Genomic DNA, 20,375 nt, shown 5'->3' on the forward strand with positions numbered 1-20,375 from the left:
AGCGTGGCGCGGGGCCCGCCGGACCGCCGGTGCTCGGGCGGCTCAGCTGGCCGGTGCCCTGGCGGCCCGGCGGCCTGACCGAGCGCCGGCGCTGGGCGCGGCCGCCGACCGGCGGAGCCGCCGGTCGGCGGAGCCGCCGGTCGGCGGAGCCGCCGGTCGGCCCGGTCAGGAACCGAGCCGCCGGCGGTCCTCCTCGTCCCACTTGCGGGTGTCGCGCGGCTGGACGTACGGCTCGTCGTCGGCCGGGTGGCCCCCGGCGACGGCGCGCTGGCGGAGCAGCTCCGCGTCGAACTCCAGGCCGAGCAGAATGGCCAGGTTGGTGATCCACAGCCACACCAGGAAGATGATCACGCCCGCGAGAGTGCCGTAGGTCTTGTTGTACGAGCCGAAGTTCGCCACGTACAGCGCGAACCCGGCCGAGGCGATCATCCAGATCACCAGCGCGAGGACGCTGCCCGGCGTGATCCAGCGGAAGCCGCGGACCCGCGCGTTCGGTGTGGCCCAGTAGAGGATCGCGATCATGATCATGACCAGCACCACCAGTACCGGCCACTTCGCGATCGACCACGCCGTGAGTCCCGCGTCGCCGACGCCGAGCGCCGTGCCCGCCTCCCGGGCCAGACCGCCGGTGAACACCACGATCAGGGCGCTGACCACCGCCATGAGCATCAGGACGACGGTCACCCCGACCCGCACCGGCAGCACCTTCCACACCGGACGGCCCTCGGGGATGTCGTAGACCGCGTTTGCGCTGCGGATGAACGCGGCGACGTATCCGGACGCCGACCACACCGCCAGCAGCAGCCCCACGATCGCCATCACCGAGCCGAGCCCGGAGTTTCCCTGCATCTGCTGCACGGCGTTGCGCAGGATGTCCTGCGCGGGGCCGGGGGCGAGTTTCTGGATGTTGTCCAGCACCGCCTGCGTGGCCGACTGTCCGACGATGCCGAGCAGCGACACGAGCGCGAGCAGCGCGGGGAAGAGCGCCAGGATGCCGTAATAGGTGAGCGCCGCGGCCCGGTCGGTCAGCTCGTCCCTCTTGAACTCTTTGAGCGTGCCCTTCAGCACCGCCATCCAGGAGCGCTTGGGCAGCTCCGTGGGGCTGTCGGGCGCCCGCCGCTCCACCTGCTCGTCCGGCCCTGCCTTCGGGGCCCGCTCCCTCTGCTCGTCCGGCCGGGTCTCCCGGGCCCGCTCCTCCCGTTCCTCCGGCCGGGTCTCGGGGTCGGCCCGCTCCACCCGCTCGTCCACCCGCTCGCCGGGGGGCGTCTCCGGGGCCTGCGCGGCCTCGGTCTCCCGATCGGCCGTGGCGTGCCCGCCGTGCCGTCCATGCCTTCTCAGTGTTCGTACCATTTCGCACGGGTTTCCGGTCCGATGACGCCCATGCCTCAAATCGGGCATATTGGACATTTCTGTCGTCCGGGTTGTGCGGTGCCGGTACCCGGGCCTGCTGCGACCGGGGGAGGCCCGGCGTCAGGCGCCGCCGAGCGACCCGCGCCTTGCACGGCCTCGGCGACTGTCCCATAGTCCGAGGTATGGACGCGCGCGAGAGGGCGCTCCGGCAGGCACACGACCACGCGGTCCGCTGGCTCGCGAGCCTGGCCGACCGCCGGGTCCCCGCCCGCGCCTCGGTCGACGGGATCGTGTGCGCGCTCGGCGCCCGCCTGCCCGACGGCCCCAGCCCGCCCGCCGACGTCGTCGACCTGCTCGCCACGGCCTGCGAGCCGGGGCTCACCGCGTTTCCCAGCGGCCGCTTCTACGGGTTCGTCGTCGGCGGCACCGAACCGGCCGCGCTGGCCGCGGACTGGCTGGTCAGCGCGTGGGACCAGAACTGCGTGATGCGTGCCGTCTCGCCCGCGTACGCGGCGGCGGAGGAGATCGCCGGAGCCTGGCTGCTCGATCTGCTCGGCCTGCCGGGCGGCAGCGCCGTCGGCTTCACCACCGGTGCCACGATGGCGAACTTCACCTGCCTCGCCGCCGGGCGCGACGCCGTGCTGCGGCGCGCCGGCCGGGACGTCGCCCGCGACGGACTCGCCGGCGGGCCTGCCGTGCGCGTCGTCGCCGGCGAGGACCGGCACATGGCCGTCGACCTGGCGCTGCGCTACCTGGGGCTCGGCAGGCCCGAACTGGTGCCGGCGGACGAGCAGGGACGCATCGAGCCCGAGGCCCTGCGGCGCGCCCTCGCGGCCGGCGGGCGGCGCCCCACGATCGTGATCCTCCAGGCCGGCGACATCCACTCCGGCGCCTTCGATCCCTTCACCGAGACGATCCGCGCCGCCCGCGAGACGGACGCCTGGGTGCACGTCGACGGCGCCTTCGGGCTGTGGGCCGCCGCCTCCCCGGCGTACGCGCACCTGACGGCGGGCTGCGCCCACGCCGACTCCTGGGCGACGGACGCGCACAAGACCCTGAACGTCCCCTACGACTGCGGGCTCGCCGTGGTGCGCGACCCGTCCGCGCTCCGGGCGGCGATGGCCCTGCACGGCGAGTACCTCATCCACCACGAACAGGGCGACCCCGTCGACAAGGTGCCCGAACTCTCCCGGCGCGGCCGGGCGTTCCCCGTGTGGGCCGCCCTCCGCTCCCTCGGCCGGTCAGGTGTGGCGGACCTCGTGGAACGGCTGTGCCGGCACGCCCGCGCGTTCGGCGCCGGCATCGCCGGGATCGACGGGGCGAGCGTCCTCAACGACGTCGTCTTCACCCAGGTGTGCGCCGAGTTCGGCGACGACGCACGCACGGACCGGGTACTGGACCGGCTGCTCGACGACGGCACGGCGTGGATCAGCGGCTCCACGTGGCGCGGCCGGCGCGTCATGCGGATCTCGGTGAGCAACTGGTCGACCACCGACGACGACGTGACGCGTACGCTCGACGCGATCCGGCGCGCCGCTGCCGACACGTGAGCTGCGGACGCCGCCCGGCGCCGCCGGGACAGCGCGCTGCGCACGGCCCGGGCTGGACGTACCCCCACGACGCCGCCCCTTCACGGACGACCCGTCGCCCGCCACGGCACGAGGCCCTGTCGTCGCATTCCCGTCCGCCGCACGACGCCCGGCACGCTCCACCACTGCCGTGAGGGCGGCGGGAGGGGCCCCCGCGTCGCCGTACGGCCGCCCTTCGGGCGACGAGGGGAGTGTGACGACGGGACCTAGCGTCCGCGCTCGCGCCGCCGGACCGCGGGGCGGACGGAGACGCCGTCGCCCCCGGGGCCGGTGACGGCTCCGGCCGGTCCGCCCGAGGCCTCGGGCGCCGCCGTGCCCGTCGCCTCCCCGGCCGCGTGGTCACCCGCGCCGGGCAGCCCGGCCTCGGCACGGGCGAGCTGTGCGGACAGGCTCGTCAGCCACATCTCGAGGTCGATCAGCGCCGGGAGCGGGGCGGCGGGCGGAGGCGCGGGCTCCGGCCGCGGGCCGTCCGGAGCCGAGCCGTCCGGAGCCAAGTCGTCCGAAGGGAAGCCGTCCGGAGGAAAGGCGTTCGGAGGCGGTCGTTCCGCCAGGGCCGGCGACCCCACGCACAGGGCGGCCAGCCGGTCGGTGGTCCGGGCCGCCGTCAGGGCGGCGGCCCGCGCCCCTCGCGCCGCGCCCGGCGGCAGGGCGCTCGCGGGCAGGTCGAAGCGGGGCAGCCAGTGGGCACCCAGCAGGATCTGGTGGGCCGCGATCAGCACGCCGTGCCAGTCGGCCCCGGCGGAGCCCCTGGCGGCCGGCTCACTGCGGAACTGGGCGTAGGCGGACTCGGCCAGGCGCATCCGGTGCAGGACCGGCAGCGTCGGCGGGGGCGGTGCGGAGCCCGGTGGCACGGCCGTCAGCACCCCCACGGTGTCCTGGACCAGCGGCCCGCACACGCCCAGCAGACCCGCCATGGTCCTGCGCACCTCCCGGCGGGCACCGGCCGGCCAGGCGAGCAGCGCGCACAGCAGACCGACGGCGCTGCCGGTCACCACGTCCACGATCCGCGCCTCGGCCAGCCGCCAGGTGGCCGGGGCGATCTGCGCGAACGCCGTGGCCACGACCAGCGTGAACAGTCCCTGTGCCCACGCGATGCCGAGCAGCGGCCCGAGAGCGAAGGCCAGCAGCATGCCCGGCGCGAGGATCGCGGCGTACGCATCGGTGTGCTGCCCGACGCCGATGAGCAGGGCACCCGCCGCGACGGCGCCGACGAGGTTGCCGGCCACCGCCCCGCGCATGGCCGCCCAGGTCTCCCCGACGGTGGTCCTGCTCAGCGTCAGCACCGCCAGCAGCACCCAGAAGCCGTGGGTCAGGTCGAACGAACCGGCGACCAGCCGTGCCGCGGCAAGAGCCAGCGCGATCCTGACCGCGTTGTGGAACTGCACCGAGCGGAGCGTCATGTTGCCGACGATTCGGCGCAGCCACAGCCGGGACGTGGACGCCTCCGTGTACCAGAACAGCTCCCATGGCTCGATCGGCGGGGTGCGCCGCCCGTCGAGGCCGACCCGTACGGCGATCTCCAGAACGCGCACGGACTCGGCGACACCCAACAGCGCGGCCTGCCGGCGCAGCACCGGAACCAGCGCCGCTCCCTCGGCGGCCGGATCCGCCGCCTGCCGCACCCGCATCTCCTGGAACGCGCCGATCGCCCGGTCCAGCCGCGGCGGCTCCGGCATGACCCGGCCCGCCCGCAGCGCCGCCGCACTGCCGTCACACAGAGCCCCCACCCGCGGCAGCAACCATGCCGACGCCACGTCCCCGGAGCCACCACCCCGCACGTCCCCGCGGTCACCACCACCGCCACTCCTTCGCAGCCGCGCCCGCCCACCGCCCCGCACACGGGCCTCGTGGCCGTCCGGTACGCCGACCCCGGCGCCGTCCGGTGCGGCAGCCCCGTCCGCGTCAGGTGTGCCGACCTTGCCACTGCCCGGTGTACCGACGGCATCCCATGCACCGTCCGGGACGGCGTCCGTCGCACGGGCCCCGTCCGCCCAGTCCCTCTCCTCGTCCAGGCCGCCTTCCGGCCCACGGCCCCTCTCACCGTCCCGCATCCCGTCCCTGGCCCCGGTCCCGTCGCTCTCCCCGGCCCCGGCACCGTCCTCGTCCCCGTCCCCCTGCCCACCCCCGACGTGGCCCCCTCCACCCGCCCGGCCACCCCCGTTCTGAACCCCGTCCCTGTCACCGCCCCGCACTCCGCCCCCGATGTCGCTCCCGTCACCGCCCCGAGGATCGCGGCCCGCTCCGCCCCGCCCCTCACGGCGGGCCTCCGCCGCGCACGCCGCGTGAGCGCGGTCCCGGCTCCGGCGCGAGCGCGGTGAAGGCCCCCGTCCGCGAAGTCGGCGACGACTCGGCGCGCATGGGCACGTTCCTCTCGGGCCGACGTCCCCGAGGCATCGTGGGCGGGCCGGACACGCGCCCCGCCACCTCATTGTCGACCGGCCCCGCACCCGCCGCAGCCCGGCCCGCGGCCCGCCCTGATCCCGCCGCCGCTACAGGGCCCGGGCGACGAGCAGGGCCACGTCGTCGTGGTCGTCGGGGTGGCGCAGGCCGTACAGCAGCAGGTCGCAGATCTCCTCGAGGGGCCGGTCGGGTTCGTCGAGGAAAGTGAGCAGCATGGCCAGCCGGTCGTCGATGGGGTGGTGCCGGGTCTCGACGAGGCCGTCCGTGTAGAGCACCAGGACGTCGCCGGGGGCGAGTCGGGTCGTGGTCGTCTCGAAGGGGATGCCGCCGACACCGAGCGGGGCGCCGGACGGCAGGTCGAGCAGGGCGGGGGCGTGGCCGGGGCCGGCCAGCGCGGGCGGCATGTGCCCCGCGTTGGCGATCCGGCACTGCCGTGTGCGGGGGTCGTACACCGCGTACAGGCAGGTGACGATGTAGTGCTCGAGATCGCAGGTGATCTTGTCGAGATGCTGGAGCACGGCCCCCGGGTCGAGATCGAGATCCGCGTAGGCGCAGGTGGCGGTGCGCAGCCGGCCCATCGTGGCGGCCGCGTCGATGCCGTTGCCCATGACGTCCCCGACGACCAGCGCGGTCTTGTCGTCGGTCAGCGGGATGACGTCGTACCAGTCGCCGCCGACCTCACTCGTGGCCTGGGCGGGCTGGTAGCGGGAGGCGAGGTCGAGGCCGGCGTGGTGGGGCGGATGGTCGGGCAGCAGACTGCGCTGGAGGGTCAGGGCGGTGTTGCGCACGCTCTCGAACCAGCGGGCGTTGTCGATGGCCACGGCGGCACGGCCGGCCAGCTCGGTGGCGAGCACGACGTCGTCCTCGTCGAACGGGAGCGGGTTGCGGGTGCGCTTGAGGTCGAGGGCGCCGAGCACCTCGCCGTGGGCGATCAACGGCACGGCCAGGTACGAGTGGACACCGGCCCGGGCCAGCAGGGAGCCGGCCTCGGCGTCCCGGGCGATGCGCGGTATGTCGGCGTCGCCGACATGGCGCACCAGGACCGGCCGGCCGGTGTGGACGCACAGGGTGACCAGCCGGTCGCCGTCGTAGGCCGCGATGTCGCCGGGCGGGTCGGCCGCGCGCAGGGCCACGGTCGGGTGGGACGCCTTGAGCGCGAGGGCGCGGAAGAGTTCCGGGCCGTCGTCCGGTCTGCGTGAGCGACGGCAGGCCAGGGCGGAGTCGAGGACGTCCACGGCGACCACGTCGGCGAGCTGCGGCACGGCGATCTCGGCCAGTTCGCGGGCGGTCCGGTCCACCTCCAGCGTGGTGCCGACCCGCGTGGAGGCCTCGGCGATCAGGGCGAGGCGCCGGCGCGCCCGGTCGGCCTCGGCCGCCACGCGGTGCCGTTCGGTGACGTCGACGACCGAGGCGGCCGCGCCCAGGACCCGCCCGCCGGGGTCCTCCAGCCGGTAGAACGACAGCGACCAGGCGTGCTCCCGGTCGGGGTCGGTCCGGGGGCGGCCCACGTGGTACTGGTCGAGCAACGGCGTACCGGTGGTGAGAACCTGACGCAGCGCGGACTCGATGGTGTCGACGTCGGGGAGGGGCAGGGTCTCCCTGAGGCGACGGCCGACATGGTCCTCGGCGGGGATGCCGTCGATGCGCTCCAGCGCCGGATTGACCAGGAGGTACCGCAGGTCGGGGTCGAGCAGGGCCAGGCCGATCGGGGACTGGTTGATCAGCCGCTCGCACAGGGCGAGATCGGTCTCGACGCGTTGCAGCAGCGTGTGGTCGGCCGCGATGCCCAGGGCGTAGACGTCCCCGAGGTCGTCCTGCAGCCGCATGTTGCGGAACTCCATCAGCCGGCTGCTGCCGTCCTTGTGCCGGATGGGGAAGGTGCCGGCCCAGCTCCGCCCGGTCTCCAGCACCTCCGCGAACAGCCGCACCACGGACTTCAGATGCTCGGAGTGGATGAACAGCCGGGTCGCGTAGGTGCCGAGGGCCTCCTCGGCGGTGTACCCGAACAGTTCCTCCGCCTGCGGGGTCCAGAACACGATCCGCCCGTCGGCGTCGAGGACCATCGCGCACACGCTCAGGACGTCCAGCAGACCGGTGGGCGGGGGCGCCTCGTCCGCCTCGGTGCGGTACGCGTCGCCGTCGGACCGGAAGGGTTCGGCTGTCATCCCAGATCCTCCTTCCCTCCATGCTGCCCCCGCCCGGGGCGTCCGGAAAGGCCGAGGGCTCCGACGGCGGCGGCCCGCCGCGCCAGACCGTGCACATCGGGCGGACAAGCAGCACCATGGTCGTGTCGAAGGATGGCCCGATGGACCCTGCGCGAGATGCTTTTGACGCCGCTCCGGCGCCGACGGAACCGCGCGATCTCCTCGACGCGTCCACCGACGCGGCGGCGGTCGTGTCGGCGGACGGTGTCGTGATCGGCTGGACCCGGGGCGCCGAGGCACTGCTCGGCCGCCCGGCCGCGGACGTCGTGGGCCGCTCCGCCGCGCACCTGGTGGCGATGCCCGGCGACCCGGCGCGGGTGGCCGGCGTCGCCGAGCGGTGCCGTGCGGGCATGGGGTGGAGCGGTCGGATCTCCGTACGGCACCACGACGGCCGTCCCGTCGACGTCGACCTGCGGGTCTCGGCGTCCTTCCGCATCGGCGGCGACGAGTGCTTCCTGCTCTCGGCGCGCCCGCAGAGCCGGCACTGGACGGTCGGCCAGTCCGTCCTCGACGGGTTTCTGACCCGCTGCCCGGTCGGCATGGCGGTGATGGACCTGCGGCTGCGCTATGTGTGGCTGAACGACACGCTGGAACGCTTCGGCGGTGTGCCCCGCGAACAGCGGCTGGGGCGCCGGCTCAGCGAGCTGCTGCCCGGGCTCCAGGCGGAGACCATCGAGGGCCTGATGCGCAAGGTCCTGGAGACCGGGGTCCCGGTCACCGACTACGAGTACCTGGGGTGGAGCTGGGCCGATCCGCACCGCGAGCACGCCTACTCCACGTCCTTCTTCCCCCTCGTGGACGCCGACGGCTCCGTCTCCGGTGTCTGCTACATGGTCCAGGACGTCACCGAGCGGTGGAACGCCCGCCGGCTCCTGTCGCTGGTCAACGAGGCCGGCGCGAGCGTCGGAACGACCCTGGACGTGATGCGGACGGCCCAGGAACTCGCCGACTTCGCCGTGCCCCGCTTCGCCGACTTCGTCCTCGTCGACCTCCTGGAGCCCGTGCTCAGCACCGAGGGGCACGGGGCGTGGCTGACGGACGCGGGCCCGGCACCCGCCAGGCCGGTGATGCGCCGCGCCGCGATGAGCTCGGTGCGGGAGGGCTGCCCGGAGGCCGTGGCCCGCGTCGGCGACAGGGTGGACTTCCTGCCTCCGCCGCACGACGCGCGGCTGCTCATCGACGGCGAGCCGATCCTCATCCCCGTCCTCGACCCCTCCGACGCCCTGTGGACCGCCGAACAGCCCCAACGGGCTGCCAGCATCCGCGAGTTCGGGCTGCACTCCCTGATCTCCGTACCGATGCGGGCGCGGAACACCGCCCTGGGCCTGACGACGTTCGTACGGTCGCTCAACCCCGTGTCGTTCCAGCCCGACGACGTCCTGCTCGCGCAGGAACTGGTGGCGCGGGCGGCGCTGTGCGTGGACAACGCGCGACGGTACACGCGGGAGCACACGGCGGCCGTCACCCTGCAGCGCAGTCTGCTGCCGCACGCCCTGAGCGGCGGCACCGCGCTGGACGTGGCCTCCTCCTACCTGCCTGCGGATCCCACCGACGGGGTGGGCGGCGACTGGTTCGACGTGATCCCGCTGTCCGGGGCCCGGGTCGGCCTCGTCGTCGGAGACGTGGTGGGGCACGGCATCACCGCCGCCGCGACCATGGGCCGGTTGCGCACCGCCGTGCAGACGCTCGCCGACATGGAGATGCCCCCGGACGAACTGCTCGCCCACCTCGACGACCTCGTGCTCCGGCTGAGCGCGGACCGGACCGACGACGTCGCGGTCCGGCACAGTGCGACCGCGTTCCTCGGCGCCACCTGCCTGTACGCCGTCTACGACCCGGTCACCCGGCGGTGCAGGATGGCCCGCGCCGGACACCCGCCGCCCGTCGTCGTGGCACCCGACGGCCGGGTCTCCTTCCCCGAGCCCCCGGCCGGGCCTCCGCTGGGGCTCGGCGGAATGGCGTTCGAGGCGACCGAGATCGAGCTCGCCGAGAACAGCCTGCTCGGCCTGTACACCGACGGCCTCATCGAGGGAGCCGACCGCGACATGGAGCTGGGCATGGCCCGGCTCGCCGACCTGCTCGCCCGCTCCGACGGCGACCTCGACGACCTGTGCGCGTCGGCCGTGCGCCGGCTGGTGCCCGTGAACCGGCCCGACGACATCGCCCTGCTGCTGGCGCGTACCCACGCCCTGGGTCCCGACCGGGTCGTCTCCTGGGACGTGCCCGTGGACCCGGCCGCCGTCGCCGACATCCGGGCCCGGGCGACCCGCCAGGTCGAGGCCTGGGGGCTGGGGGAGGCGGCCATGACGGCGGAACTCGTCGTGAGTGAGCTGGTCACCAACGCCGTACGGTACGCCGCACCGCCCATCCGGCTGCGACTGCTGCGCGACACACGTCTGACCTGCGAGGTCTCCGACGCCAGCAGCACGGCCCCCCGGCTCCGGCACGCGCGGAGCACGGACGAGGGGGGCCGTGGTCTCTTCCTGGTGGCCCAGCTCTCCCATCGGTGGGGAGCCCGGTACACGGGCGACGGGAAGATCATCTGGGCCGAGCTGGAGGTCGGCCGGTGACGAGCTGCCGGTGACGACCGGGAGGTCAGCCGGTGAGGAGGCCGTCCATCTGGCCGACCGCCTGCTTCAGGCCCTCTTCCATGCCCATCGTCATCAGCTGTTCCATCTGCTCCCGGCTGTCGAAGACGGACCGGATCTCCCTGCGGGTGCCGTCCCCGTGCCGGGCCAGCCGGACCCGCACGGTGGTGGTCGGCATGGTGGGACTCGGGGTTCCCTCCGCGTCGGCGAAGCCGTCGGTGAACTCCAGGGACGTGGGCGCGGCGACGGACGTGACGCGCCACCAGCCGCGGTGCTTGTCGCCCTCGGGGCTCGTCATGAGGCAGGTGACCTCGCCGCCCGGGGTCAGGTCGTGGCTCTCCACGGTGGCCGGGTGGGCCGGGGGTCCCCACCAGCGCTCCAGCCGGCGGGGGTCCGCCCACAGCTGCCACACGTCCTCCACGGAGGCGGCGAAGTCGGCGATCAGGGGGAGGGAGAGGCTGTCGAGGTCCTTGTCCACGCTGGTCACGGTCATGGGTCCGGTCCTTCCTTCGGATGGTGCTCTGCCGTGCGGGGGCCGGGCGGCAGCAGGCCGGACATCCGCTCCACCCGGCCGCGCCACAGGGCCGCCAGTTCGTCGAGGGCCCGCCGGGCCCGGGCCACGGCGTCGGGCTCCGTGAGGACGAGCTGCTCCCGTCCGCGCCGCTGCTTGGTGACCAGCCCGGCCCGCTCCGGCACCGTCACGTGTTTCTGCACGGCGGCGAAGCTCATCGGGTAGGCGGCGGCCAGTTGCGACACCGACAGATCGCCCTGGACGCACCGGCGGAGCATGTCCCGTCGGGTCGTGTCCGCCAGGGCGTGGAAGAGCCGGTCCAGGGTTCCGGAAGCACCTTCATCCACAACCATTTGGTTGCATGTCAGTCGGCCCCCCGAACCCCCGCAACCGCGCGACCGCGGCCCCGACCCCGCTCCGACCTGCTGTGACTTCTCCCACCTGCTCTTGCCCGGGTGAGGAAGGCTTCCCTACGTTCGATCGCATGTCCCACCATGGCCCCACTCCTTCGGACGAACCGGTCGGCTGGTCCCTCGACCTGAGCGCGCACGAGATGCTCCGACGGGCGCACGTCCTGGACGCCCTCGGCTCCGACTGGGACCCCGTCGAGGCACTGCGCGGCGAGGAAGCGGCGAACGCGCTGCTCTACTCGGGTCTCGACGAGGAGCAGCAGCGCGTGTACGACGAACTGGTCGCGGCGGGTGTGCTGCCGCCGCGAGGGGGCGGCAGTGCTGCCGCTTGACCCGCAGGCCGACATCGGCCGCCGGGCCTGGGTGGCCTGCCCCAACTGCGACGACCGCCAGGGCTGCGACCCCTGCGCGCAGGGGCGCACCTGCTCCGCGCACTGGCGCTATCTGCTGTCCCACACCGGCAGCCTGCTCCATCTGCAGTGCCCGTCCTGCACCCACGTCTGGGACCACGAGACGCACTTCGGGGCCACCCGCTCCCGCTGGGAGCGCATCGTAGACGGCCTGCGGGGGCAGTGAGGCCGGACGGCGCAGCAAGCCCTGCTTTCGGATGACCCCACCGGCTGTCTGCGGAACGGCGCGGCGGGCCTGACGGACGATCGCAGTCGGCGGTCATCCCCGGCTGCCGTTCGTCCGCCCGGAGACAGCCGTGCACATCCTGCTTCTGGCCAGCGCGTTCAACAGCCTCACACAGCGGGTCCACGCCGCACTGCGCGACCGCGGCCACACCGTCGCCGTGGAGCTCGCCCTGTCCCACGACGGCTCGCTGTCCGAGACCGTACGGCGGCACGACCCGCGGCTCGTGGTCGCGCCCATGCTGAAGACGGCGATCCCCGAGGACGTCTGGACGGCCTACACCTGCCTCGTCGTCCATCCGGGCCCGGTGGGTGACCGGGGGCCCTCCTCCCTGGACTGGGCCATCCACGAGGGCGCCGAGGACTGGGGCGTGACCGTGCTGCAGGCCGACGCGGAGATGGACGCCGGTGACGTGTGGGCGTCCGTGTCGTGCCGGGTGCCCCCGACGGGCAAGAGCGAGCTGTACCGGGGCGAGGTCGCCGACGCCGCGCTGGCCGCCGTCCTCCTCGCGGTGGAGCGCTTCGCCGGGGGCGCGTACGTGCCGCGCGGCCAGGACGGACCGGTGCGCGCACGGCCGTACCTCGACCAGAGCGTCCGGCGGGTCGACTGGGGCGAGGACTCCACGGAGACCGTCCTGCGCAAGCTGCGGGCCGCCGACTCGCAGCCCGGCGTACTGGACGCGTTCCTCGGCGGCGCGTGGTACCTGCACGGCGGCCACCCCGAAGGAGCGCTGCGCGGCCGCCCCGGCGAGCTGCTGGCCACCCGGGCCGGGGCGATCTGCCGGGCCACGGCCGACGGCGCCGTGTGGATCCCCGAACTGCGGCCCCGCCGTCAGCCCGGGCAGCCGCCGACGTACAAGCTGCCCGCCACCACCGCCCTCGGCGACCGGCTGCCGCCCCTGCCCGAGGCCCGGGAAGCCACCTGGACGGACATCCGCTACCGGGAGGACGGGAACGTCGGCTTCCTGTCGTTCTCCTTCCCCGGCGGCGCCATGAGCACCGAGCAGTGCCGGCGTCTGCTGGACGCCTACCGGTCGGCGTGCGAGCGGCCCACGTCGGTGCTCGTGCTCGGCGGACCGCGGGACTTCTTCTCCAACGGGATCCATCTGAACGTCATCGAGGCCGCCGCCGACCCCGCCGCCGAGTCCTGGGCCAACATCAACGCCATCGACGATCTGGTCGAAGCTGTCCTGACGACCACGGACCGCCTCGTCGTCGCGGCCCTCGCGGGCAACGCCGCGGCGGGCGGCGTGATGCTCGCCCTGGCGGCCGACGAGGTCTGGTGCCGCTCGGGCGCCGTACTGAACCCCCACTACCGGCTGATGGGCCTGTACGGCTCGGAGTACTGGACCTACAGCCTCCCGCGCCGAGTGGGCCCCGCCGTCGCCGAACGGCTCATGCGTGAGGCGCTCCCGGTGAGCGCGGCGGCCGCCCAGCGCCTCGGACTCGTCGACCAGGTGCTCGACTGCGCCCCCGACGCGTTCGCGGGCGAGGTCGCCGGCCTGGCGGCACGGCTGGCGTCCCGGCCGGCCGTGGCGGCCCGTGTCACCGCGAAGAAGACGGAGCTGGACCGGCTCCAGCGTCTGACCCCGCTGGCCGGCTTCCGGGAGCGGGAGCTGGCCCGGATGCGCCGGACCTTCGACGACCCCGGCGCCCCGTACCACGCCCTGCGCCGCGCGTTCGTCCACAAGGAGCGCCCGGCGTGCACCCCGCCGCACCTCGCCGCGGTTGCGCGCGGCGGGCCGGCCCCCTGTACCGCCGATGTCACCGGAACGGCCCCCTCCGGCGTCTCATCCGGGCCGGACCACTGATACGAAGAGTCCTGATGGTCGAAATGCAGGCCTTCATCCCTTACCTCCCCAGGAGGCGGTCCCATGACTGAGGCGACGCCGGACACGGTCGGTGCCGCGGGCGCCACAGGCGCGCTCGCCGACGAGACACCCACGATCCACATCCTCTGGATCAACGCGGGGCTGAGCTGCGACGGCGACTCGGTCGCGCTGACGGCGGCCATGCAGCCGAGCATCGAGGAGATCGCGCTCGGCGCGCTCCCGGGGCTGCCGAAGATCGCCGTGCACTGGCCGCTCATCGACTTCGAGTGCGGTCCGGTCGGCGGTGCCGACACGTTCATCGAGTGGTTCTTCAAGGGGGAGCGGGGCGAGATCGACCCGTTCGTCCTGGTCGTCGAGGGCTCCATCCCCAACGAGGCGATCAAGCCGGAGGGCTACTGGTGCGGCTTCGGCGACAACCCGGAGACGGGCCAGCCGATCACGACCAGCGAGTGGATCGACCGGCTCGCGCCCAAGGCGCTGGCGGTGGTCGCCATCGGCACCTGCGCCACGTACGGCGGCATCCACGCCATGGCCGGCAACCCGACCGGTGCGATGGGCGTGCCCGACTACCTCGGCTGGGACTGGAAGTCCCAGGCCGGCATCCCCATCGTGTGCGTCCCCGGCTGCCCGATCCAGCCCGACAACTTCGCCGAGACGCTCACCTACCTGCTCTACCAGGCGGCGGGTTCCGCCCCGATGATCCCGCTGGACGACAAGCTGCGTCCGACCTGGCTGTTCGGGGCCACCGTCCACGAGGGCTGCGACCGCGCGGGCTACTACGAGCAGGGCGAGTTCGCGCTGTCGTACGACTCGCCGAAGTGCCTGGTCAAGATCGGCTGCTGGGGTCCCGTCGTCAAGTGCAACGTGCCCAAACGCGGCTGGATGAACGGCATCGGCGGCTGCCCCAACGTCGGCGGCATCTGCATCGCCTGCACCATGCCCGGCTTCCCCGACAAGTTCATGCCGTTCATGGACGAACCCCCCGGGGCCAAGGTCTCCAGCACGGCCAGCGGCGCCTACGGCGCCGTGATCCGCAAGCTGCGGGACATCACCGCGAAGACGGTGGACAAGGAACCGAAGTGGCGCCGTACCGGAGAGAAGATCACCACCGGCTACCGGCCCCCCTGGTGACGTCCTCCCGCACCTGACCACGCGTCAACCGCTTCTGCTTCGTGCACCCCGCACACCCGAACCTCCCGCGCAACGAAGGGCACGGCAAAGACGATGGCAAGGACGACGGCGGCCGGAGACGGCAGCGGCCTGGTGGAGATGGCCTGGGACCCGATCACCCGGATCGTGGGCAGCCTGGGCATCCACACGAAGATCGACTTCAAGCAGAAGCGGGTCGCGGAGTGCTACAGCACCTCGTCGGTCTTCCGCGGCTACAGCGTCTTCATGCGTGGCAAGGACCCCCGGGACGCCCACTTCATCACCAGCCGCATCTGCGGGATCTGCGGCGACAACCACGCCACCTGCTCGGTGTACGCGCAGAACATGGCGTACGGCGTGAAGCCCCCGCACCTCGGCGAGTGGATCATCAACCTCGGCGAGTCCGCGGAGTACATGTTCGACCACAACATCTTCCAGGAGAACCTGGTCGGGGTCGACTACTGCGAGAAGATGGTCAAGGAGACCAACCCCGGTGTGCTCGAACTCGCCGAGCGCACCGAGGCCCCGCACGCCGCGGAGCACGGCTACCGCACGATCGCCGACATCATGCGCTCGCTCAACCCCCTGGAGGGCGAGTTCTACCGCGAGGCCCTCCAGGTCAGCCGCTACACGCGCGAGATGTTCTGCCTGATGGAGGGACGCCACGTCCACCCCTCCACGCTCTACCCGGGCGGCGTCGGCACCATCGCCTCCGTACAGCTCTTCACGGACTACATGAGCCGCCTGATGCGGTACGTCGAGTTCATGAAGCGGGTCGTGCCCCTGCACGACGACCTGTTCGACTTCTTCTACGAGGCGCTGCCCGGCTACGAGGAAGTGGGCCGCCGGCGGGTCCTGCTCGGCTGCTGGGGCGCGCTCAACGACCCCGAGTACTGCGACTTCACCTACGCCAACATGACGGACTGGGGCCGGCGGATGTTCGTCACGCCCGGCATCGTCGTCGACGGCAAGCTCGTCACCAACGACCTCACCGAGATCAACCTCGGCATGCGCATCCTGCTCGGCAGCTCCTACTACGAGGACTGGCAGGGCCAGGAGCAGTTCGTCACCCACGACCCGCTGGGCAACCCGGTGGACCCGCGCCACCCGTGGAACCAGCACACCATCCCCGCCCCGCAGAAGCGGAACTTCGACGACAAGTACAGCTGGGTCATGTCCCCGCGCTGGTTCGACGGCAAGGACCACCTCGCCCTCGACACCGGCGGCGGCCCCCTCGCCCGCATGTGGTCCACCGCCCTGTCCGGACTCGTCGACACCGGCCATGTGAAGGCCACCGGACACAGCGTGGTCATCAACCTGCCGCGCACACTGACCAAGCCCGAGACCACCTTCGAGTGGAAGATCCCGCGGTGGAGCAACGCGCTGGAACGCAACCGCGCGCGCACCTACTTCCAGGCCTACACCGCCGCCCTGGCCCTGCACTTCGCGGAGAAGGGCCTGGAGGAGGTCCGCGCCGGACGCACCCAGACCTGGGAGAAGTTCGAGGTCCCGGACGAGGGCATCGGCGTCGGCTTCACCGAGGCGGTCCGCGGCGTCCTCTCCCACCACATGGTGATCCGCGACGGCAAGATCGCCAACTACCACCCCTACCCGCCCACCCCCTGGAACGCCAGCGTCAGGGACTCCTACGGCACACCGGGCCCGTACGAGGACGCCGTGCAGAACACCCCGATCTTCGAGGAGAACCCCCCGGAGAACTTCAAGGGCATCGACATCATGCGCGCCGTGCGCAGCTTCGACCCCTGTCTGCCCTGCGGCGTCCACATGTACGTCGGCGACGGCAGGACCGTGAAGTCGATGCACGTGCCCACCGGCCTGAGCGGACTGGGCGGATGAGCGCGCCGGCCGCGACGCGGCCCGTGACCGCGGAGCAGACGGGGCGCCGCGTCGAGGAGGTCCTGGACCGGCTGGCCGCGAGCGGCGAACCCGCCGCCGCGGCCGCGGCCGAGGAACTCGTCCGCACCCTCATGGACTTCTACGGCTGCGGCCTCGCCCGCGTCGTGGAACTGCTGGACGCCGCTCCCGGCGCGCCGCTGGCCGGGCTGCTCGGCGACGACCTCGTCGCGAGCCTGCTCGTCCTGCACGACCTGCACCCCGAGGACCGCGACACCCGGATCGCCCGGGCCCTCGACAGCGTCCGCGACCACACCCTGGAAGTGGTCGGCTTCGAGGAGCACAGCGGCACGCTGCGGGTGCGCGCCCGGGCGGGCGGCGGCTGCGGCTGCGGCTCCGGCACGGACGCCCGGCAGGCCGCGGAGGCCGCGCTCGCCTGCTTCGCGCCCGAGGTCAGGGCCGTCGACGTGGAGACGACCCCCGCCGGGCCCACGCTCCTGCAGATCGGTACGGCACCGACGGGCGCCCGATGAGCGCGACCACCGTCGGCCTGCGGAGATTCCTCACCGAGCGTCCGCCGCGGCCGGAGCGGTGCGAGCTGTGCGCGGTCGTGGTGCCCGAGGACCACCGGCACCTGGTCGACACCGAGAAACGCGCCCTCGTCTGCGCCTGCGCGGCCTGCGCGCTGCTCATGGAACAACCGGCCGCCGCCACGGGCCGCTTCCGCGCGGTCCCGGCCCGCTACCTCACCGACCCCGGCCACCGCCTCGACGAGCGGGCCTGGGAGGCGCTGCAGATCCCGGTCGGCGTCGCCTTCTTCTTCCGCAACGCGGCACTCGACCGGCTGGTCGCCCTCTACCCGAGCCCGGCCGGGGCCACCGAGAGCGAACTCGACCCGGGCACCTGGACACAGGTCCTCGGCGGCAGCCGCCTCGCCGGACTCCTCGAACCGGACGTGGAGGCACTGCTGCTGCGCCGCACCGACGGCCGCTGCGCGTGCCACCTCGTCCCCATCGACATCTGCTACGAACTCGTCGGCCGGATGCGCCTGTTGTGGCAGGGCTTCGACGGCGGGGCCGAGGCCCGCGCGGCACTGGACGCGTTCTTCGCGGACGTCGAGCGCCGCGTGCGGCCCGTGGACGACGCGCGGCGCCCGACGGACGACGCGCGGCGCCCGACGGACGACGCGCGGTGCTCCCCGGACGGGGCGGGACGCCCGTGACGGAGTTCTCCTTCTCCTGCACCGGCGTCCGTGCCGACCGCTTCGCCGCCGGACCGACCCTCGTCTTCCGGCTGCGCGTCACCGCCTCGGGCGACACGCCCGTGCACGCCCTCGCGCTGCGCTGCCAGATCCGCATCGAACCCGCCCGCCGCGCCTACGCCCCGGCCGAGGCGGACGGCCTGACGGACCTCTTCGGCGAACGCTCCCGCTGGGGCAGCACCCTCCAGCCGGTGCAGTTCGCCCAGGTGCCGCTGATGGTCTCCTCCTTCACCGGGGAGACCGAGGCCGACCTCGTCGTCCCCTGCACCTACGACATGGACATCGCCGCCACCCGCTACCTCGACGCCCTCACCGACGGCGAGGTCCCCCTGCTGCTGCTCTTCTCCGGCACGGCCTTCACCGGCGCCGGCGGCTTCCAGGTCGAGCCGGTGCCGTGGGACCGCGAGGCATCCTTCCGGATGCCGGTCGCCACCTGGCGGGAGATGGTCGAGCAGCACTTCCCCGGCTGCGGCTGGATCCGGCTGCCCCGCGACACCATGGCCGCCCTCCTCGCCTACCGCTCCCGGCACGCCCTGCCCTCCTGGGAGGCGACTCTCCAGGCCCTGCTCGACGACCGCGGCGCCCCGGACCCGCCCGCGAGGGACCCGTTGCGCGCGCTCACCGGCACCACCGGAAGGACCGACCCGTGACCGTGACCGCGTTCGCCCCCGAGACCGAGGAGCGGTTCGCCCTCGCCCGGCAGGTGGCCGACGCCGTCCTCTTCGAGGGCTACGTGCTCTATCCGTACCGCGCCTCCTCCGCCAAGAACCGGCTGCGCTGGCAGTTCGGCGTGCTCGTGCCCCCCGCCTGGGGCGCCGACTGCGAGGAGCACGACTTCCAGCACACCGAGTGCCTGATGGAACCGAGGAAGGGCGCGACCCTCTCCGTCGAGGTGCGCTTCCTGCACGCCCGGCGGCGCACCGTGCAGCGGGCCTGCCCGGACGGCGGTTACGAGACGGTCGCCGAACTCCGCCTGGACGACCGGGTGCTGGTGCCCTGGGACGAGGGCGGCGAGGAGCGCGTCGAACTGGTCGTACCGGTCGACGAACTCCTCGGCGACGGCGTCACGCACCCCTTCCGGCGCCCGGCCCGGGAGGACACCGAACCGGTCCTGGACGCGGCGGGCCGCGTCGTCGGCCGACTGGTGCGGCGGAGCGAGGAGATCAGCGGAACGCTCAGGCTGTCCGCCCGCGAACTCGACGGGCCCTACCGGACCATGCGGCTGACCGCCGTCGTGGAGAACAGCAGCGACTGGACACCGCCGCAGGGCCGCGCCGCCGACCGGGACGCGGCGCTGCCGCACTCCCTGGTGGCCACCCACCTCCTCATGGCCCTCAGCGCCGGATCGTTCCTGTCGATGACCGATCCCCCCGAATGGGCGAAGGGCGCGGCCGCCGCCTGCCGCAACCTGCACACCTGGCCCGTGCTCGCCGGCGAAGCCGGCCGCGCCGACCTCCTGCTGTCCTCACCGATCATCCTCGAGGACCATCCGGCCATCGCTCCGGAGAGCCCCGGCGCGCTCTACGACGCCACCGAGATCGACGAGATCCTCGCCCTGCGCACCGCTGCCCTCACCGACGAGGAGAAGCGCGAGGCCCGGGGCACCGACGAGCGGGCCGCCGCCGTGATCGACCTCGCGGACTCGATGCCCGCGGAGGTGCTGGAACGTCTGCACGGGGCGGTGCGCAGTCTGCGCGAGGTGACCGGTTCCGGCCCGGCCGCCGGCTTCCCCGACGAGCACGGCGTACAGCGCCCGGACACGCCCTGGTGGGACCCGGCGAGCGAGGCCGGCTTCGACCCGGAGCGGGACGGCGTTCTCGTGGACGGCCGCCCGGTGTCCAAGGGCAGCCGCGTCGTACTGCGCCCGGGCCGGCGCCACACGGACGCACAGGACCTGTTCCTGCACGGCCGCACCGCGACGGTCGAAGCGGTCCTGCACGACGTCGACGGCGTCGTGCACCTGGCGGTCACGGTCGAGGGCGACCCGGGCGCCGACATCCGCCGCGAGCAGGGCCGGTTCCTGTACTTCCAGCCCGACGAGATCTCCCCGGCGGAGGACGACGCATGAGCGGCCCCCGGCCCACCCTCGTCGCCGGCATCGGCAACATCTTCCTCGGCGACGACGGCTTCGGCGTGGAGACCGCACGCCGGCTCGCCGAGCGCGACCTGCCCGGTCACACCGAGGTCGTGGACATCGGCGTGCGCGGGGTGCACCTCGCCTACCAGCTCCTGGACGGCTACGACACCCTCGTCCTGGTGGACGCCACGGCACGCGGCGAGGCACCCGGCACGCTGTACGTCATCGAGTACGACGGCCCCGGCGACGGCACCGCGGCGGTTCCCGCGCTCGACGGCCACCGGATGACCCCCGACACCGTGCTGGCGCTGCTGGGCACCCTCTGCGCCGGCACCGGCGGACAACCGCCGCGGCGGGTCCTGATCGTCGGATGCGAGCCTGCCTCGACCGAGGAGGGCATCGGCCTCAGCCCGCCGGTGTCCGACGCCGTGCCCCGGGCCGTTCGGCTGATCGAAGAGCTGCTGGCGGACGCCGAGCCGTCCCCGGCCCAGGCCTCAACCACTGAGGCTCCGAGATGA

Annotated in this window: 17 protein-coding genes; 12 read left to right on the top strand and 5 right to left on the bottom strand. The window is 73.5% G+C overall.

Annotation, left to right across the window (positions count from 1 at the left end):
* Positions 1–165 precede the first annotated feature (165 nt).
* Positions 166–1,350, bottom strand: coding sequence for a YihY/virulence factor BrkB family protein (locus ACFY30_RS11795; RefSeq protein WP_390845031.1), 1,185 nt, complete (start codon positions 1,348–1,350; stop codon positions 166–168).
* 182 nt (positions 1,351–1,532) lie between these two features.
* Here ACFY30_RS11795 and ACFY30_RS11800 point away from each other — a divergent pair, with 182 nt between their 5' ends.
* A complete protein-coding gene (locus ACFY30_RS11800; RefSeq protein ID WP_390845033.1) occupies positions 1,533–2,900 on the top strand; it encodes a pyridoxal phosphate-dependent decarboxylase family protein in 1,368 nt (455 codons plus the stop codon).
* 245 nt (positions 2,901–3,145) lie between these two features.
* On the opposite strand, the gene ACFY30_RS11805 is transcribed toward ACFY30_RS11800, so the two are convergent.
* Positions 3,146–4,666 carry an FUSC family protein gene (locus ACFY30_RS11805; RefSeq protein ID WP_390845034.1) on the bottom strand — a complete coding sequence of 507 codons (1,521 nt, stop codon included), beginning with the start codon at positions 4,664–4,666 and terminating at the stop codon, positions 3,146–3,148.
* Between the two features lie 762 nt (positions 4,667–5,428).
* Positions 5,429–7,504, bottom strand: a complete 2,076-nt coding sequence (locus tag ACFY30_RS11810; RefSeq protein WP_390845035.1) for a SpoIIE family protein phosphatase — start codon at positions 7,502–7,504, stop codon at positions 5,429–5,431.
* A gap of 140 nt (positions 7,505–7,644) precedes the next feature.
* Here ACFY30_RS11810 and ACFY30_RS11815 point away from each other — a divergent pair, with 140 nt between their 5' ends.
* Positions 7,645–10,113 (top strand): SpoIIE family protein phosphatase, encoded by a 2,469-nt coding sequence (locus ACFY30_RS11815; RefSeq protein WP_390845036.1) that lies wholly within the window; start codon positions 7,645–7,647, stop codon positions 10,111–10,113.
* Between the two features lie 25 nt (positions 10,114–10,138).
* On the opposite strand, the gene ACFY30_RS11820 is transcribed toward ACFY30_RS11815, so the two are convergent.
* Both ACFY30_RS11820 and ACFY30_RS11825 read right to left on the bottom strand, forming a co-directional pair.
* Positions 10,139–10,624: an SRPBCC domain-containing protein gene (locus ACFY30_RS11820; RefSeq protein WP_390845037.1), complete on the bottom strand. Its 486-nt coding sequence runs from the start codon at positions 10,622–10,624 to the stop codon at positions 10,139–10,141.
* On the bottom strand, positions 10,621–10,995 hold the full coding sequence (locus tag ACFY30_RS11825) for an ArsR/SmtB family transcription factor (protein WP_390845038.1): 375 nt from the start codon (positions 10,993–10,995) through the stop codon (positions 10,621–10,623). The genes ACFY30_RS11820 and ACFY30_RS11825 overlap by 4 nt, the downstream gene beginning before the upstream one ends.
* Before the next feature lie 131 nt (positions 10,996–11,126).
* Here ACFY30_RS11825 and ACFY30_RS11830 point away from each other — a divergent pair, with 131 nt between their 5' ends.
* The 10 genes from ACFY30_RS11830 to ACFY30_RS11875 all read left to right on the top strand — a co-directional run bounded on the left by ACFY30_RS11830 (position 11,127) and on the right by ACFY30_RS11875 (position 20,375).
* Positions 11,127–11,384, top strand: coding sequence for a DUF6400 family protein (locus ACFY30_RS11830; RefSeq protein ID WP_390845039.1), 258 nt, complete (start codon positions 11,127–11,129; stop codon positions 11,382–11,384).
* Positions 11,371–11,628 carry a hypothetical protein gene (locus ACFY30_RS11835; RefSeq protein ID WP_390845040.1) on the top strand — a complete coding sequence of 86 codons (258 nt, stop codon included), beginning with the start codon at positions 11,371–11,373 and terminating at the stop codon, positions 11,626–11,628. Before ACFY30_RS11830 ends, ACFY30_RS11835 begins: the two co-directional genes overlap by 14 nt.
* A gap of 130 nt (positions 11,629–11,758) precedes the next feature.
* The gene (locus ACFY30_RS11840; protein ID WP_390845041.1) at positions 11,759–13,495 is read left to right on the top strand and encodes an enoyl-CoA hydratase-related protein; all 1,737 of its coding nucleotides are present in this window, start codon (positions 11,759–11,761) and stop codon (positions 13,493–13,495) included.
* A gap of 63 nt (positions 13,496–13,558) precedes the next feature.
* Positions 13,559–14,647, top strand: coding sequence for a hydrogenase expression protein HypE (locus ACFY30_RS11845; protein ID WP_390657641.1), 1,089 nt, complete (start codon positions 13,559–13,561; stop codon positions 14,645–14,647).
* Positions 14,648–14,740: 93 nt separating this feature from the next.
* The gene (locus ACFY30_RS11850) at positions 14,741–16,522 is read left to right on the top strand and encodes a nickel-dependent hydrogenase large subunit (RefSeq protein ID WP_390845042.1); all 1,782 of its coding nucleotides are present in this window, start codon (positions 14,741–14,743) and stop codon (positions 16,520–16,522) included.
* Entirely contained in the window at positions 16,519–17,052 is a 534-nt protein-coding gene (locus ACFY30_RS11855) for a hypothetical protein (RefSeq protein WP_390845043.1), read from the top strand. Before ACFY30_RS11850 ends, ACFY30_RS11855 begins: the two co-directional genes overlap by 4 nt.
* Positions 17,049–17,741 (top strand): DUF5947 family protein, encoded by a 693-nt coding sequence (locus tag ACFY30_RS11860; RefSeq protein WP_390845044.1) that lies wholly within the window; start codon positions 17,049–17,051, stop codon positions 17,739–17,741. Before ACFY30_RS11855 ends, ACFY30_RS11860 begins: the two co-directional genes overlap by 4 nt.
* Positions 17,738–18,430, top strand: a complete 693-nt coding sequence (locus ACFY30_RS11865; protein WP_390845045.1) for a DUF6084 family protein — start codon at positions 17,738–17,740, stop codon at positions 18,428–18,430. Before ACFY30_RS11860 ends, ACFY30_RS11865 begins: the two co-directional genes overlap by 4 nt.
* Positions 18,427–19,848 carry a hypothetical protein gene (locus ACFY30_RS11870; protein WP_390845046.1) on the top strand — a complete coding sequence of 474 codons (1,422 nt, stop codon included), beginning with the start codon at positions 18,427–18,429 and terminating at the stop codon, positions 19,846–19,848. The genes ACFY30_RS11865 and ACFY30_RS11870 overlap by 4 nt, the downstream gene beginning before the upstream one ends.
* A complete protein-coding gene (locus ACFY30_RS11875) occupies positions 19,845–20,375 on the top strand; it encodes a hydrogenase maturation protease (RefSeq protein WP_390845048.1) in 531 nt (176 codons plus the stop codon). The genes ACFY30_RS11870 and ACFY30_RS11875 overlap by 4 nt, the downstream gene beginning before the upstream one ends.

Origin of the sequence: Streptomyces sp. NPDC000345, assembly GCF_042898825.1 — a bacterium.
GTDB lineage: Bacteria > Actinomycetota > Actinomycetes > Streptomycetales > Streptomycetaceae > Streptomyces.